The organism is Methanomassiliicoccales archaeon (assembly GCA_035527755.1).
In the GTDB taxonomy this organism is placed as follows: domain Archaea; phylum Thermoplasmatota; class Thermoplasmata; order Methanomassiliicoccales; family UBA472; genus UBA472.
This window is the reverse complement of the sequence record DATKZX010000019.1, coordinates 1-15,309: the sequence shown is the minus strand read 5'-3', so window position 1 is coordinate 15,309 and position 15,309 is coordinate 1. Positions and strand designations below refer to the sequence as shown.

Below are 15,309 nucleotides of genomic sequence, written 5' to 3'. Positions count from 1 at the left end.
TATATTCGTTCTTAATGGTGAGAGGGACATGAACCAAAAGATCGCCCAACATAAGCATTGCCGCTCATGCGGAAAAGCGTTCGTGGGCGAAGGACGTTACTGCTCCGAAGATTGCGAGAGGGGCAGCCAGAGCGCGCTAAAGGGAAAGAAGCGCCAGCTGCTCATCCTGTACGTGGTGAGCGTTCTCATTTTGATGGGGGCGCTCCTACTGTCGGTGTTATGATGATGGTCGGAACGGGCGGGACGTTCAACGTCTTGCACCGGGGTCACCGGCGATTGTTGGACACGGCGATAGCATTAGGCGGGGAGCTGACCGTCGGATTGATGAGCGATACTTACTGCCGCGAGAACAAGATCACGGTTCTACCATATTTGCAAAGGGAGGCCGTCCTATCGGACCACCTGGGGGGGAAGGGCGCTTGTTTCCATATCGTTCCCTTGGACGTGAAGGAGGGAACAGCTGGAACTGACCCTGGACTAGAGGTGCTGGTGGTTTCTGAAGAGACTCATATGCAAGGTCCGCGGATAAACGACCTGCGATTACGGAACGGGTTACCCCCCGTTCGTATCGTGGTGGTCCCATACGTACTGGCGGACGATTATAGACCAATCAGTTCCAGCCGCATACTTGATGGTGAGATCGATGCCGAAGGGAAGCTGTTCAGACCACTAAAGGTCGGAGTGGGATCGTTGAACCCTGTCAAACTGTCGGCGGTTAGAGAGGTGATTCAAAGGTTCCATCCCAAACTGGAGATGAGCACCGTGGACGTTCCTAGCGAGGTGGGGGAACAGCCCTGGGGCCGCGAAGCGGAGCAAGGGGCCATGGCGAGAGCGATGTCAAGCCTAGCTCAGAACGATCTTGGGGTGGGGGTGGAGGCTGGGGTCTGGGAAAGGGAGGACGGGCTCTATGACGTGCAGTACTGCGTCATAGTGGACGCAATGGGAAGGGCGACCATTGGACATGGCATGGGATTCCGGTATCCGCCTATGATAGAAGCGAAGGTGCGCCAAGGGGCCTCCGTAGGAAGCGCCTGCGCCGATCTGTTCGAAGAAGGCGACCAGGGGACGGGCGTAGGCGCCATCGGGATACTGACGAACGGCGTCCTTGATCGAAAGGCTCTCACCGAGCAGGCGGTGCTGGCGGCAATGGTGCCGCGCATCCGAAAAGATCTCTATTGGTAGATATCTGCCATTTCCTTGGTTTTCCTGATGAACGACATATGCTCTCCCTCGGTCCCGCAGTTCTCAGAGCCCGCGCCGCTGAAATGATCGTACTAAACGCAATGGTCCCCGCTGGCGCAATGTTGACACGCCGCATTTCGATCGGTCATCTAGTAATTGTCCCCGAGCTCTTGAAATCGTAGTAAAACCTCTTGCACCTGTCGCCCTCGTCGAGACGGGGACAATTCTTCTCGCCTTTCTTCGTGTCACCTTTTCAACACGTTCAAGCTTCCTAACAGTTGCGACGAAGCATTAAGGAACGATTCGTCAGTGTCCATGAAGATAAATTTACAGAATCGTTGTTATTGTAAAGTTAATGTACACATATATCTTTACATTCCATTAATCTACGATTAAGAGATTGACAAAATTATGGAGGAATGAAATGAACAAGATGACATCAAGGGAGCGGTTCGAGGCCACCTTGGCCCACGAACCAGTGGACAGAGCCTGCATACTGGAGATGGACGAGGCATTGCTGATGGCAAGATATATCGGTCTCCAGGTGAAGGATTTACGATGGAGTCCAGAAGTGGCGGCAAAGGCGACGGCCGAATTACAAAAATTCACAAAGTTCGACATCATCGTCAGCGCAACGGAGAACATGGGCATACTGAAAGACCTGGGCCAAACAACGAGTGAACCAGATAATAATACCGCCAGCCCCACAAGTTTATTTTACGCCACACCGGAAGATGTTGACTCTAAAGAATTCTTCGACCCCATGGATCCGAAGCAGACACCGTGGATGAACAAGGGCACGTTCGATAAGGTTGGTCCATCCCGAGAGCTTGTAGGCGACAACGTTATCATGACCGGGCTGGTCCCGGGAGTGATGTCCATGTCTGCGTTCTTAATGGGAGCAGAGCCGCTCATGTTGAACATTATTACGGAACCAGAAATGGCAAAGAAAGTAATCTCCAATGTTGAAAAACTATGTGAAGGAATATTGTCTCGGTATGTCGAGGCGGGAATAGAACTCCCCCTCATAGGTGATCCTGTCGCCTCCGAGGACCTGATCTCGGAACAGCTCTTTCGCGACTTTGCCATGGGTCCGACAATGCGCAACTTCGTTCATTTGAAGAGCGCTTATAAAACGCCAATTCTGTATCATGTTTGTGGGGATACGCAGAACGTATGCAAGCTGACCCCAGAGATGGGCGTCGACATATTCAGCGTGGATTCCAAGATCGATCTGGCACATTATAAAAGAACGATCGGGGACCGGGTCGTCGTAGCAGGTGCGGTTCCCACCATTACCGCGCTGTTGAACGGAACAAAGGAGACGGTGAGGGAATCGGTCAGGTCATGCACCGAGAAAGCTGCTCATGGGGGCGGGTTCGTGTTGGCACCAGCTTGCGGGTTCCCGAGGGACACACCATGGGATAACATCACCATGTTGAGGACGGCTGCTGAAGAGTACACCCCTGTCTATCAATGATAATGGAACGGTGATTCGAAACATCAACATCGGGGGGAGCGAAACACATGGGCTTTTCGCTTCCCTCCAAACATTGATATTATATTAATGAAATGAATATTATAAGTGGATCATATTATTAAGGGTCTGTAATAGTATCCATTGATCAAATTATAATTAAATATTTATCAACGATTGCGTTGAGTTGGTTACCATGGGCAGGGGCGAACGTAAAGAGGACGAAAGAATATCCATCGTTTCGGATCTCCACAATAAGGGAGAGGACTTGATATCGGATATGACGAGGACCGGAGAAGGGGTCGCTGTCAATGTGAGGCTCCCGAAAGGTCTCGTGACGGGCATCGACGGGTGGGTTGATGAGGATATCTTCAGATCACGGTCCGATTTCATATTGGCGGCGACCCGACACTATCTTTATTACCTCGTTGATAAAGACATTCGACCTTCCTGCCGCAAGGATGATCAGAGATCAAAGTAATTCGTGGTCCTCGCTTAACAAGTGCGACCTGTCATCGTTGGTTCAGCATGTGGTACTCGCTCGCGTACTTCAGCATTCTCAGATTTGATATGCGGGATGTCAGTGGGATTATGCAGCCCGAACCCAAGATGAACCTCTCGCCTAACATGGAATCAATGCATTTAATAGACGCTTTAAGGACATCATGATGATCGCCCGAGGAAAATTGAGAGCCTGATATGTTCCCGATTATGGTCTTTCTCTTCATGTTCTCCGGTATATCGGCGATGTCGGCATCAAGGCAAACGGCATCGATGTCCGTATCTGATATGTACTTCAGGATGTCCTTTGAACTTCCGCATAGGTGAAGGATCACCTTCTTCTTCGACCTCTTACATAATGTGATGCAACGATCGATGGCTGGTAGGGCGAACCTCCTGAATTGCCCTGCGGACAGATAATCGCCCGCACAGGTCGGTTCCGATATTACCAGGGCGTCAACGTCCAATCTGAAATATTCCTCGATGTACCGATTGAAAACGGCGGTGGAATATTCGATCATGTCCTCGGCAAGGTCAGGATGGACATCGAGGTCCGATATGAAGGTGTCAAGACCCCTCAACTCCCCCATGAACGTGATGGGACCACATAGAGAGGCCTGGGTAAAGTACTCGTTCCCGATCTCCTCGACGATCTTCTCCGCTGCCAGCAGGGATGCTTGGAATCGGTGGTCCTCATCGGGATCTGGTATCAGTAGCTCATCCAATTCATTCAAAGTTGAGATGGCCGGTTCGGTCGTATAGGGCAACCCAAATTCAGGAAAGCTAACCCTCGATCCGCAGGCCTCGATGGGCGCCAACCCATCGACCCCCATGTCTATCCCGTCGAAATCGCATCGATAAGCGATGTCTATCTGAGCCCTGGCCACCTTCCCTGGGCATTTACGGGCATCCTGAGTATTAATTCCGGCAATCCTGTTCGCAAAAAATGATTGAAATGGTGGTAGTACCGGGACGCGATCGTCCACTTCGCCGTTCATACGGGATAGGACAAGTTCCTTTCTCGTAAGATGCACATAATTTTAAGGATGTTGGTTTATTTATATTTATTTGTGTCCAATTTAATGTTAAGCCGTATGAACGGTCATCTTTTATGATGATTCATTTGGGTTCTATGGAAGGGTAATAGCCCTTCGTCAATCGGAAAATACTTTCTTCATAAATCGGTCGTGATTAGAATCTTTTTACCAACATCGTAACCGAGGATTGGTCGGAAACGATCACCCACTATGCGTTAGCTACGTTGCCCTTGACCATTCTTATTTCAGTCGTTGTTTTTGCCTTGGGAAGCTGGAGTTTGATGCCATGATCAGCTAGGGAAAAAAGTTCAAGATGCTGACCGAGCGGACGGTGCTGGTTATCAATGGTGCCGCGCATCCGAAAAGATATCTATTGATAGATATCCGCCTTCTCCTGCGGGTGTCTGAGGGACGCCATGTACTCGTCCTTGGAACCGCAATTTTCCAGTCCGACGCATCCGAAACGGTTGTATTTGAGGCAATAGTCCCCGCCTATGCAATACTTGCATTGCGATTCGCGGTTCTGCATTCGGCATTTGTCCTCAATACAGGTGAAACCAAAATACAGGCCCTGACATTTCCCGTCCGGACCCATCTGCGGGCATTCCTTCATGACCGGCCCACCTCCGAGGCGCGTTCGTAGTACGAATGCCCCCGTTCACGTTTGGATGAGTATGCGATACCTGCATGATCCCGTATCGGACAGGGGCCCTCACGCTGACAATGCAGACCAGTGACCTGGTTATGAGCATAAAAGCTCCCTCTGTACCGATTATTGTACATCGAGATCCATCCCCGCCTTTATAGCATGTGAATATAGATTATGGGATGTTAAATAATTTGCCTTGAATTTAACATACCCGCCGAAAAGCGGGATGATACGGACAGCACCATTAGTTTTGCCAGAGACCGAACTTATTTCCTTCTGTGTCTAAACACACCGCCAAGAACCCGAACCCGGGGATCTCGGTCCGGGGCATGAGCAACTTTCCCCCTAACCCCTCCAACTTCTTCACGTAGTTATCTATCGAATCGACCCCGAAATAATTGACGATCCCACCACCCCCTTCCTGCCTCTTCCCCATCCCCCCGCCGACCGAAGGTTTTCCTTCCAGGTCCTTGGTGGCAATGCCATAATATTCCATCGGCCCAGGCATGGGCTCTATCTCCCATCCAAAGAGCTCAGAATAGAACCTTGAAGCTCTTTTGATGTCCTCGGCAGGTACATCGAAATGAACTATCGTGGGCATCTGCGATCACCGAGATTAACTAGACGGTGATGAATAATAGACCTTTTCGGGTCATCGATAGTAAAATAATAGGAGCGCCGAGGGGGAGATTCGAACTCCCGGGGTACTAGGTACCACCGGCTTTCAAGGCCGGCGCCGTGATCCAGGCTTAGCTACCTCGGCTTTTTTTAAATGATTTTCTCTCCGCGTCCGGACATAAGGTCCTGCAGGTCAAGCTCGAAGGCGATGATAGGATATCCCATTTCATAGTCGACGATGACCTGGGGATGCAGTTCACCGAAATGCCCCACGTTCCGTCCGTTGACCATGACGACCGCACACCTGCCAGGTATGAACATGCCCATGTCGCCGGGATGAAGCGAGCACTGAACTCCCAGTTCCTTCAATACGCCCTCGGCCAGGGACTTCATCTCGGTGAAACCGGCCTTGGAATGTATAGCCATGATGGCCAAGTGCTTGCGCCTCTTGGTGGAGATGACCACGTCCCCTACCTCGAATATGCGCTGGGGAAGGTCGCGGTGCTTGCTCCGGCGAAGCACTGTCAAGAGAGAGGGTATCAATTGCACCCTCAAACAGTTATGGTCCTCACTGACCGGGTTTAGCACCTCGACCACCTCGACCTCCGGGAAGTGCGTCTTGGCGAACTGCTCTTCGATGGACGACAGGGTCAACGTGGTCACCTCCCAGTAACCGAACCCGACCATCATCTGACGTACGAGATCGGCCACGCGTTCCATCTTACGTTCGCCGCCGATGGTACTGAAGACCGGCCTTGAGTTACCGAAGTTCTCGTACCCGTAGCCGATGGCCACGTCCTCGACGACGTCGGCGACATGTATAAGGTCCATGCGCACGGGGGATGAGGACACCTTCACCTTGCGCCCCTTCGGTTCAGCGGAATAGCCCATGCGGGTCAGACATTGGCACATGGACAGTGGTTCCAGGTCCAATCCCAGCAAGGCGTTCGTTCGGTCCACGTCCACGAGCCATTGCTTTGGACGTAGGTTAGGCGTTATGCCTTTCTCCTCCCCACGGAGGTTGATGGTCTGGATGACCCCGTTCCTCTCGGCGATGGAGGTGCAGACAATGTTCAGCACACCACTGATGGTGTTCTGATCCGTGCCGGTCACATCGATGAAGAGGTTCTTCGTTTCAGTGGTCACGGTGGTCAACCTCCCATTGATTATCGGGGGAAAGGAGAGGACCTCATTGTTCTTGTCCAGGATGACGGGGTATAGCTCCTTTCCTTCCAGCAGATGCTTGTAGTCCCTTCCCTTCTCATGTTTCTCCAGTACCTCGGCCAGGGTCATGGCCTCTTCCTTGGCCAATGGTACGAAGCTGATGGAATCAGGAGCGACTGCCCGGTAGACGAAGGGCGGTGTGACCTTGTCCATGTCGTGGACCCCTATCGCCACCTTGGCCCTCTTGCGACCAACTGTCAGATGCAATTTCTCCTGCAGTTCCATAAGGGAGCGAATGATCTTATCGTCCAATGTCACGTCACGGATGATGGCTCCGACAACGAACGGGCGGACGTTCTTCACGGAAGGTTCGACCTTCAGTACGATGTCCGATGATGCCATGTCGTAGGTGCGCAATCCCAGCTCAATGTCAAAGAATGCCCGCAGAGCTCGAGCCATTCCCTCGACCGAATATAGGTCTGGACGGTTGGGAAAGAACTCGATGGACGCTTCCTTGGTCACCGGGTCGAAGTCGTGGAAGTCGGCCCCGATCATAGGTATGCGTTCCAGGACCTCTCGGTCTTCCAGTGTAGTACCTATGAGGGACCTCAGGTCCTCGAGGTTGAAATTGATAACTGGCATGACATCCGGACCATAAGGTTGGAGGTATATGAGGGTTTTTAAGCCCCAGCCTTGGCAGCCCTATCTTGATGTCGATCAGCGTCCCAGCGCCTTGTGGGCCTTGCCTAGTTCTCCGGCAGATTGTGCTGCAAGAGTGGACAGTTCCCCGGCCAAGACCAGGACGGCGGCGATCTCGGCGAACTTCTTTGCCTTTCCGGCGCCCAAGCAACCCATCATGCTGAGTGCCTCGCTCTGGCACGGAAGGCGGGTCCCTCCGCCCACGGTACCTACCTCGAGGCAGGGAAGCCTCACTGAGATGTAAACCCCCTCCTCGCACAGCTCACAGGTAGTGCTGGCCATGCTGCCCTCGACCACCTGTGCGGCATCTTGCCCAGTAGCGATGTAAAGTGCGGCCAGCATGTTTGCGGCGTGGGCGTTCGATCCGTAAGATAGTGACAAACCGCTCCCGATCAAGTTCTTACGGTAACAGGTCTCCACCATGGCATCCGGGGAGGTGTGCAATTTCGTCCTGACCATCTCCTCCGGTATCCTCACGTCCACTAGCACTGACTTTCCCCGACCATCTATAAAGTTCATGGCGGCCGGCTTCTTGTCAACGCACATATTGCCGGAAACGGATATCAGCTTGATGCCGACCTTTTCTTCTATGAGCCTGCACGCGGATTCAGTGGCGATGGTGGACATGTTCATGCCCATGGCATCACCGGTGTCATAGGAGAATCGGAGGAACAAAGAACGTCCAGAGGCGAAGGCCCGCACCTTCACCAGCTTTCCGTGGCTGGTGGTCGATTCGGCAGCTGCCTTGATCTCCTGGAAATGCTCGTTGACCCAGTCCGTCGCCTCTTTGGCATGGCGAACGCCTTTGGTACGGAACACCGGTGCCCGGGTCATCTCATCCTTGATTATCAATGCCTCAGCGCCTCCGCAGGCGGTGATGATGGAAGCTCCGCGGTTGACCGACGCCACCAATGCCCCTTCGGTGGTGGCCAGAGGCACCAGGAACTCCCCTTGGGCATAGTCACCGCGGACCGCTAACGGTCCAACGAAGCCCAGAGGGACCTGGGTACACCCGATCATGTTCTCGACGTTCTTCTCAGCGACGATCGGATCAAAGGAGCAGTTCTTGGAATGTTCCAGGCGGGCGCCTGTGAATTCTTCCACGGCCGTGCGCCGGTCATCCATGTCCGTGCGGGTCTTCCCCTTGTTCCTGAGACCGTTGGTCGAGCTCATCACCATGGAATCATGATGGTATTAGATAACCTTCACGCCGCGGTTCGTGTTCTCGGCCTCCCAAAATTTCTTATTCTTGCGGCATTGTTGACCGTCCCAACTCTCGAACGTTGATCGTTCAAGACGATATCCCATGGTCAGCATCACTGAGGGGAAACCACTGGAGCATACGTTGGAACAGCTATCTACTGCCAGGGAGGTCACTATCCTAAGCTGTAATACCTGCACCCGTTACTGCGGCACCGGGGGACGATTGGCCATGGACCATCTGGCATTTCATTTGAACAATAACGGTGTCACTGTGGTAGGCAAGGAGCTGGTGACCAAGGTCTGTATTCAAGAGCAGTTGCGTGGACGCAATCCTACAAAGACCATCGTCCTGATGGCCTGCAGTTCCGGACTGATCAGCGCCAAGGAGACGTGGCCTGACGCAGTGATAGTGCCCACCAACACCACCCTGGGAATAGGGTCCTATGACCCAGAGACCAGTTCGGCCACCTTGTTGTTTCCCTTCGCCGGGTATGAGACCTCTCGAGGAGCACAGTTCCCCTCGCTCAACACGGAGACGATTCGATGATCATGACCCTGCGAAGGTTGGACTATCACTCCTTGATAGCATTCCTGCCGAGGGACGCCCGCGTACTGGTGTGGAGCTGCAATACCTGCGCCAGGCTCTGCAACGGATTCGGTGGTAAGGAAGCCACGAAGGTTCTTTGCTCCATGCTTTCCGAGGACGGCCTGGAAGTAGTGGGCGGTGAGGTATCGACCGTTTCCTGCTTCAAAAGCGTCATCAGAAAAAGGTTAGATAGGGCGGATTTTCGCATGATGGCGGAAAAGGCCACCCACTTGATCCCACTGACCTGCCGCACCGGTGTGGAGATGATGCGCAACGAACTGCCTTGGCTTGAAATAGTCGAGGTCGGCGAGACCGTGGGATTGGGTTATCTTTCGGAAAGTCGGGGAGCGGTCCTAACAAACAGCATCGTCGAGATGCTAGATCTTCCCGAAGAAGGGATCCCGCTCTCGGAGGTCGCCGAGGATTTGGGTCTTTTTATCGGTCCGTTCGAACGATAGCGGTGGAAAAAGGACCTGTTCAAATTTTTTTTAATAAATATACAGGGTTATCAAATAAAGGTTCATTCTTTATTTTCATTTTTCAGGGTCAAAATCCTTCATTCCTACATATAGCTACGGGTTAAGGTTTAATATCAGAAGCGTTCATGCGGTGGATTTAAGGTGTGTATCACCTAGAGGGCGTTACCAGAAATGTACAGCATGAGTCCCAGGGCAGGTAAGCTTCTAAATGACGAAGAAGTGTTGGAGAAATATGTTAAGGACGACGAGTGGGGATTGCTCACCTCCATAGACCTGAGAAAATGTGATCCGGATAAAATCCGTAGCAAAGAGGTCATTTCCCAATTCGCCATCGACCTTTGTGAGTACATAAAAATGAAGAGGTTCGGAGACCCCATAGTGGTCCGGTTCGGCCCCATCCCCAAGGTTGAGGGATACTCTCTGGCCCAACTGATCGAAACCTCCATGATCTCCGGTCATTTCGCTGAAGACACCAACCGCGCGTTCCTCGATGTCTTCAGTTGCCGAGAATATCCCCCCAAGAAGACCGCAGAGTTCTGCCAGAACTACTTCGGCGCAGAGGAGATGGAGTACTCCGTTGTCTTCAGGACATAAAACGCCTCCCTGAACTACAGAATCCAAATTCTTTAATACCCCAGGATGCGGCTCCGGCCGCAGACTGGTCTTCTTCTCTTCCAATTTTGCTCGGCGGATCGGTCAAAAAATAATAATTTTAATAATTTATACCTAAAAATTCGGTTAAAATTTTCTCATGGCATACCAGGACAATGGAAAGGTTTAAAATTGAATGCCGCATTCGCCACTTTACTTGGGCCCATAGCTTAGCCTGGTTGGAGCGCCCGGCTGATAACCGGGAGGTCAGGTGTTCGAATCACCTTGGGCCCATCCATCTCATCTGGCTCACCCTCCGAAATGCGGAAAGGTGGCACCTTAACTATCGGGAGATTCTCATGGAGAAGTCCTTCTCCGGAGGCAATCCTTTCTTCACCCTCTCCCGGATCCGCTGCATGTATTCCGAGCGCTTTTCCTGCACATCCTCTTGCTCGTTTATCGCGAGGCTTAGGTACTTTCCTCGTCTGCTTGAGGCCTCGTGCCCGTAGGTCTCCGAAACGATCAGCAGCGCCTTCTGATTGTCCTTGCCGGCCGCTTCCATGGTGCACCTGCCCCATGTCCTGCGGTTTCGGTGATGACGCCCGGGCTTGTCGATGCCTGAGCGCGCCACCGCGCGCTCCATCACCCGGTCGAGGCCGTTGTCCGAGTATCCCGAGAGCTTCCGCATGTGATAGTAGATCACCAGGTGCTCGGGACCCGCTATTCCCGGCCCCAGCTACTTCCTCGCCTTCCTTATCGCTACCAGCTGCAAGCTAGCGTTCATCAGCTCCTTCAAGATGTCTATGTCGTCCAGGAGGGCCTACGTGTCCCCCCTCAACGGGATGATCACCACGTCCTTGCGGACCTCGAAGTTGCGAGGGGCGTCCTTCAACCCCTCTAGCTTCCTCATCCTTTTCACTTTTAATTTATCTCATTCCATTATTGAGCAATGTGCGTTCATGAGATCGAAGGGCGATCCCATTCACCATATTTTCATGTGATCAATTATTTTCATTGAAGGGGAGTCCGTTTGAACGCGATATTGGATTTCACCATTTCCTTGATATTCGATAGAAAAGAGAGGTTCCACTGGGCCTGAAACGGTAATCTGATCTATGACGAAGGATTCGGTCATCTATTAGTCTAGTTGATAAATTATTTTATTATTATATATAATATAGAATATATGCATAATTATTAGTACTTTTTGCGAAAATATTATCAAATCAGATAAGGGGGAGAGGGCTTGGAAAATGCTAAAGTGAAGTTGCTGGCAGTCGTAATTGTTTTTTTGCTGATAGTGAGCTCTGGGACACTGATCTGGTTGATGACACCATCGAAGGATAGTACATTACTCGGTGTCGCTTATGCTGACGAACCATTGGTCGGAGCAACGATCTCGGTCTACGATGATGATGGGGACAAGGTCTATGAAGCAAAAAATGCCACCTCAAGCAAAGGTGTTTTCATAGAAAAGGTTACATGGCCATGGCTAAAAAACGTCCCCAGCGGGTTTAAGATCACCGCAACCGGCGGAACCACGAACGACGTCCCATTCAATGGAACATTGGTCCGCTGTGTGGAAGACTACGAGCAAACGAGTTCCTACGCGATAAACGTAATAACGACATTAGTAGCCTCCTACGGTGACAAGAATCCAACTTCGACCATCACTCAGGCTGGAGAAGCGGTGCATGCCTTTTTGGAGATGCCATCAGAACTGAACATAACCTCTATTATCAACTGTCCGAGCGCATCGACATCATTATTTAGCTGTCAAAAATTCTTGGAAGAAGCTGACCAAAATGGCAGTTTCAACGCCTATATTGATACACTGACCGCACAGATCGGAGATGGACAGACCCATCCGTTCAAAGGCCCTTCATTGTCTGGCGGGCTCGCCTTCGAGGCATTCAAGTTTATCTTCACCAACCTGGCGAAGGGAGCCCTTAGCGGGATCGCTAGCAAAGTGACGGGTACGTTCATGGAACCGATAATGGGCTGGGTAATGGGTGTGCTCGGCCTCGGGGAAGAGGAACAAGAAGACTACACCGCTGAACAATTGAACGCATTGTCCGATAAGCTGAACCAGACCTACGATAAACTTGTTGAGATGGACAAAAAGCTCGTCGAAATCTCGAACACCTTGGACCAAATCAGCGCGAGCATTGCAGAACTGAAAAATGCACTGAACACGGTGAACACTGAGCTGCAGCTGAGGATGAGCCAATTGTCAGCTTACAACGCGCTGTCGAAGATAGACTCCTCGTACACCACGCTCGTCACGTGTGCGGCGACCACCCCTGGGGTGGTCTCTCAAATAACAATAAATGAATGGATCTCCGGGGTGACCAACCCTACAAGCGGCATATATAACGCATTGGACGTTCTCGACAAGATAGTGAAAGGCCATGTTCTCGGTGATGAGAAAGGGCTGCTCGAGGTAATGGTCGACAATTTGATCGATCAGCTCTATCAGCAGGACCCGACGGGGAACTCGCTCTACGGTAGAACATACCGGGACAAGGTTATGTCCATCTATCTGAGCTTCGAAGCTTACTTCGAGAGGCTCCTTATCTATGAAGTGAGAGGCCTCACGATGATAGCAGAAGCGCATAATGCTAGAAATGAGTCCGTCCTCGTCCAAAGCTATATAGACACCTATTGGAAACCGATGATCCAGAACCAGATCGATCTATTCATAAGCCAGGTGGAGAGACTGGTCATTAATGCCGAACCGAGGGCTCAATTGGAGTTCCCTAATATGGGACCCATACCCGCAACGAACTACGAGATCACGCAAAATTACTGGCAGTCCTTATATGGCCATAGCATGCCATCCGTCGCAGAGATCCTGCCTAGGGCAGACCACTTCGCGGACGTCCTGCTCAACGGCACGGGCAAGTTTGTGGTGAGGATATTGGTATTCCCGCCGACAAGTAACCAGAACATGACAGACCCTATGCCAGTGTTCAGGAATGCCGAATCTGACGACCTGATAACACCAGTGAGCGTGCATAAGACGGTCCAAAAGGCGAACACGAATTTTGTTTACCACCTGTTCACCTATGATCTCGGGGCGCTACCGGCAGGGCAGTATGTTCTGGTGTCCCCCACGGTCACCAACGCCATATCACCATACACGGGTTGGTTCTCCGTTGACGCGGCTGAACAATATGAATGGTGGTCATACCTTGCTGGCTTGAAAATGTCGACTAGACTGAGTGTTGGTACAGATATATCATTCATTACGGTTACGAACGACACCTATGGTAACCCCTATGGTTACTGGGGGGGCATATGGGCCGTTGAGAACCTGTGAACGGACCCAGCGCCGGCGAACCGATCGACCAGCGTGTGCGATGAAGGTGCAAACCCTTTCCATCCTTCATTTTATTCAGATCGTGTGGTGAACGGCTGTATGGATATTGAGGTTATGTCCTACTGGGCAAAAGCAAATAAAATTGAGGGGCATTGAATCAGAAGTTTGCCACCGGACATGTTGCTTAATATTGGCCGACCTTAACTCTACATTTCGCTTCATTACTGCACCCATATGCTATTCCCATGCACCTTGGACGAACCACCGATATGTTATTTCCAAGTTCGTTCATCTCGCCATGATGAACGCATGGGAACGGGGGAAGGGCGGTGAGCATGTGAAAAGAGGAAAAGAAACGTTCGAAACGTCCACAAAAGGGTTCATCATCCGCTTCGCTCAACCTGATGACGTCTCCCTCGTACTGCGATTCATTAGAAGACTTGCCGAATACGAAGGACTTTCAAGCGAGGTCGAGGCCTCCGAGGATGTGCTCCGCGATTCCCTTTTCGTAAAACGACAGGCGGAGGTCATCATCGGAGAGCTGGAGGGAAGGCCGGTGGCCTTCGCCTTGTTCTTCCACAACTTCTCTACTTTTCTGGGCAAGGCCAACCTGTACCTGGAGGACCTTTTCGTCGATGAGAACTGCCGCGGCCTGGGCCTTGGTCGTTCCATGTTCGCCTGCCTGGCCGGGATAGCCATGGAGCGCGGATGCGAAAGGTTGGACTGGTGGTGTCTGGATTGGAACACCTCCTCCATCGCCTTCTACGAGAGAATGGGCGCGCGGCCGATGTCCGATTGGACCGTCTACCGAGTGGAAGGAAACCGCCTCGCCGAACTTGCGGAAAAGATATGAGGTTCGTTCTTCGGTGCCCTCCCGCTAAATCGATGGTCGTGAACTGAAATGGCCGTGGACCATCTAGGGATGAGGGACAAACGGTACATACTCGTAACATCATTTGAGCTTCCTCCAGATGTCCATTCCGGGAATGCCAACACTAAGACAAACCTGGAACGAGGGCATGTCTTAGGCGGTGAGACCTTTGGTGAAATGCTATAGTTGCGATTGGGAAGGGAAGGAAGAGGAGCTGGTCCGGGAACCAGGCAACCTGATGTTCTATGATAACCTGCTCAAGGACCAGTTGAAGGGCGCGGAAGTGACCCGGGTCAACCTCAACTGCCCCAAATGCGGCAAGATGATCAAGAGCCAGCGCCTGATAAACGGCATGGTCTTCGAAAAGTGATTCTACACTCTCTATGAAGCGTTCGCCGATATGCCATCGGATGTTCGCCATATCGCCGATCTTTTTTCAATGAAACCGTAAACGTCGGTCTATTTCTCCCACTTAGCGGATCATTCGGCCGATCGACGCCCTTTCGGCACTCGTTGTGTGGAGAGATGCATCCTCTTGTGAGCGTAATAGTACAAAGAGCATCCTGAGGATGAAGGTCGTCCGGACGGTTTGGTAGATGTCGGGGGGGAGTTCTGGGAGGACACGCGTTATGAATTTTGCGTGATACAGGGGAACATCCCTGCTCTGGGATACCCCCTCTTAGAGGAATATTGGCGGTCTCTCATCGCTCTTCGATCGGCACGAAGGTCCTTCCGAACTCCCCCACGTATTTTGACGATGGACGGAGGAGGACCGCGTCCTCATACTGCTCTATCGTATGAGCGACCCAGCCCGCTATTCTGCTCGAGGTGAAAAATGGCGTGAAGAACTCCTTGGGCACCCCCATGGCGTCCATGGCCACTGCAGCGTAGAAATCCAAGTTGGGGTAGATGTTCTTCCTCTCGTGAACG

17 protein-coding genes and 2 tRNA genes are annotated in these 15,309 nt (G+C 51.8%); 11 read left to right on the top strand and 8 right to left on the bottom strand.

What is annotated here, in order from left to right:
- Positions 1–28: 28 nt before the first annotated feature.
- From VMW85_06480 to VMW85_06465, 4 genes are all read left to right on the top strand, one after another.
- The gene (locus VMW85_06480) at positions 29–223 is read left to right on the top strand and encodes a DUF2116 family Zn-ribbon domain-containing protein (protein ID HUT27672.1); all 195 of its coding nucleotides are present in this window, start codon (positions 29–31) and stop codon (positions 221–223) included.
- Positions 220–1,182 carry an inosine/xanthosine triphosphatase gene (gene yjjX, locus VMW85_06475; GenBank protein HUT27671.1) on the top strand — a complete coding sequence of 321 codons (963 nt, stop codon included), beginning with the start codon at positions 220–222 and terminating at the stop codon, positions 1,180–1,182. Before VMW85_06480 ends, yjjX begins: the two co-directional genes overlap by 4 nt.
- 424 nt (positions 1,183–1,606) lie before the next feature.
- Positions 1,607–2,662, top strand: coding sequence for a uroporphyrinogen decarboxylase family protein (locus tag VMW85_06470; protein HUT27670.1), 1,056 nt, complete (start codon positions 1,607–1,609; stop codon positions 2,660–2,662).
- A 193-nt stretch (positions 2,663–2,855) separates the two neighbouring features.
- Positions 2,856–3,140, top strand: coding sequence for a ribbon-helix-helix domain-containing protein (locus tag VMW85_06465; GenBank protein HUT27669.1), 285 nt, complete (start codon positions 2,856–2,858; stop codon positions 3,138–3,140).
- A 31-nt stretch (positions 3,141–3,171) separates the two neighbouring features.
- Here the strand turns inward: VMW85_06465 and VMW85_06460 are convergent, their stop codons facing one another.
- The 6 genes from VMW85_06460 to hmgA form a co-directional block, all read right to left on the bottom strand.
- On the bottom strand, positions 3,172–4,194 hold the full coding sequence (locus tag VMW85_06460; GenBank protein ID HUT27668.1) for a uroporphyrinogen decarboxylase family protein: 1,023 nt from the start codon (positions 4,192–4,194) through the stop codon (positions 3,172–3,174).
- Positions 4,195–4,567: 373 nt separating this feature from the next.
- The gene (locus tag VMW85_06455; GenBank protein HUT27667.1) at positions 4,568–4,810 is read right to left on the bottom strand and encodes a hypothetical protein; all 243 of its coding nucleotides are present in this window, start codon (positions 4,808–4,810) and stop codon (positions 4,568–4,570) included.
- Between the two features lie 280 nt (positions 4,811–5,090).
- A complete protein-coding gene (locus VMW85_06450) occupies positions 5,091–5,447 on the bottom strand; it encodes a VOC family protein (GenBank protein ID HUT27666.1) in 357 nt (118 codons plus the stop codon).
- Between the two features lie 75 nt (positions 5,448–5,522).
- A tRNA-Ser gene (locus VMW85_06445) sits at positions 5,523–5,609 on the bottom strand.
- A gap of 5 nt (positions 5,610–5,614) precedes the next feature.
- Positions 5,615–7,270, bottom strand: coding sequence for a phenylalanine--tRNA ligase subunit beta (gene pheT / locus VMW85_06440; GenBank protein HUT27665.1), 1,656 nt, complete (start codon positions 7,268–7,270; stop codon positions 5,615–5,617).
- A 75-nt stretch (positions 7,271–7,345) separates the two neighbouring features.
- Positions 7,346–8,500 carry a hydroxymethylglutaryl-CoA reductase (NADPH) gene (gene hmgA / locus VMW85_06435; GenBank protein HUT27664.1) on the bottom strand — a complete coding sequence of 385 codons (1,155 nt, stop codon included), beginning with the start codon at positions 8,498–8,500 and terminating at the stop codon, positions 7,346–7,348.
- 133 nt (positions 8,501–8,633) lie between these two features.
- Here hmgA and VMW85_06430 point away from each other — a divergent pair, with 133 nt between their 5' ends.
- From VMW85_06430 to VMW85_06415, 4 genes are all read left to right on the top strand, one after another.
- A complete protein-coding gene (locus VMW85_06430) occupies positions 8,634–9,077 on the top strand; it encodes a hypothetical protein (protein ID HUT27663.1) in 444 nt (147 codons plus the stop codon).
- Complete coding sequence (locus VMW85_06425) at positions 9,074–9,574, top strand: hypothetical protein (protein ID HUT27662.1); 501 nt, start codon at positions 9,074–9,076, stop codon at positions 9,572–9,574. Before VMW85_06430 ends, VMW85_06425 begins: the two co-directional genes overlap by 4 nt.
- A 192-nt stretch (positions 9,575–9,766) precedes the next feature.
- Positions 9,767–10,189, top strand: coding sequence for an S-adenosylmethionine decarboxylase (locus VMW85_06420; GenBank protein HUT27661.1), 423 nt, complete (start codon positions 9,767–9,769; stop codon positions 10,187–10,189).
- A 216-nt stretch (positions 10,190–10,405) separates the two neighbouring features.
- Positions 10,406–10,480 (top strand) — tRNA-Ile (locus VMW85_06415).
- Positions 10,481–10,529: 49 nt separating this feature from the next.
- Here VMW85_06415 and VMW85_06410 read toward each other — a convergent pair.
- Positions 10,530–10,874 (bottom strand): hypothetical protein, encoded by a 345-nt coding sequence (locus VMW85_06410; GenBank protein ID HUT27660.1) that lies wholly within the window; start codon positions 10,872–10,874, stop codon positions 10,530–10,532.
- Between the two features lie 558 nt (positions 10,875–11,432).
- On the opposite strand from VMW85_06410, the gene VMW85_06405 reads away from it, so the two are divergent.
- From VMW85_06405 to VMW85_06395, 3 genes are all read left to right on the top strand, one after another.
- Positions 11,433–13,508, top strand: a complete 2,076-nt coding sequence (locus VMW85_06405; GenBank protein ID HUT27659.1) for a hypothetical protein — start codon at positions 11,433–11,435, stop codon at positions 13,506–13,508.
- A gap of 298 nt (positions 13,509–13,806) precedes the next feature.
- Positions 13,807–14,361, top strand: a complete 555-nt coding sequence (locus VMW85_06400; protein ID HUT27658.1) for a GNAT family N-acetyltransferase — start codon at positions 13,807–13,809, stop codon at positions 14,359–14,361.
- A gap of 190 nt (positions 14,362–14,551) precedes the next feature.
- Positions 14,552–14,749 carry a hypothetical protein gene (locus tag VMW85_06395; GenBank protein ID HUT27657.1) on the top strand — a complete coding sequence of 66 codons (198 nt, stop codon included), beginning with the start codon at positions 14,552–14,554 and terminating at the stop codon, positions 14,747–14,749.
- Between the two features lie 331 nt (positions 14,750–15,080).
- On the opposite strand, the gene VMW85_06390 is transcribed toward VMW85_06395, so the two are convergent.
- Positions 15,081–15,309: citrate/2-methylcitrate synthase (locus VMW85_06390; protein HUT27656.1), on the bottom strand; the 229-nt coding region annotated here is incomplete at its 5' end.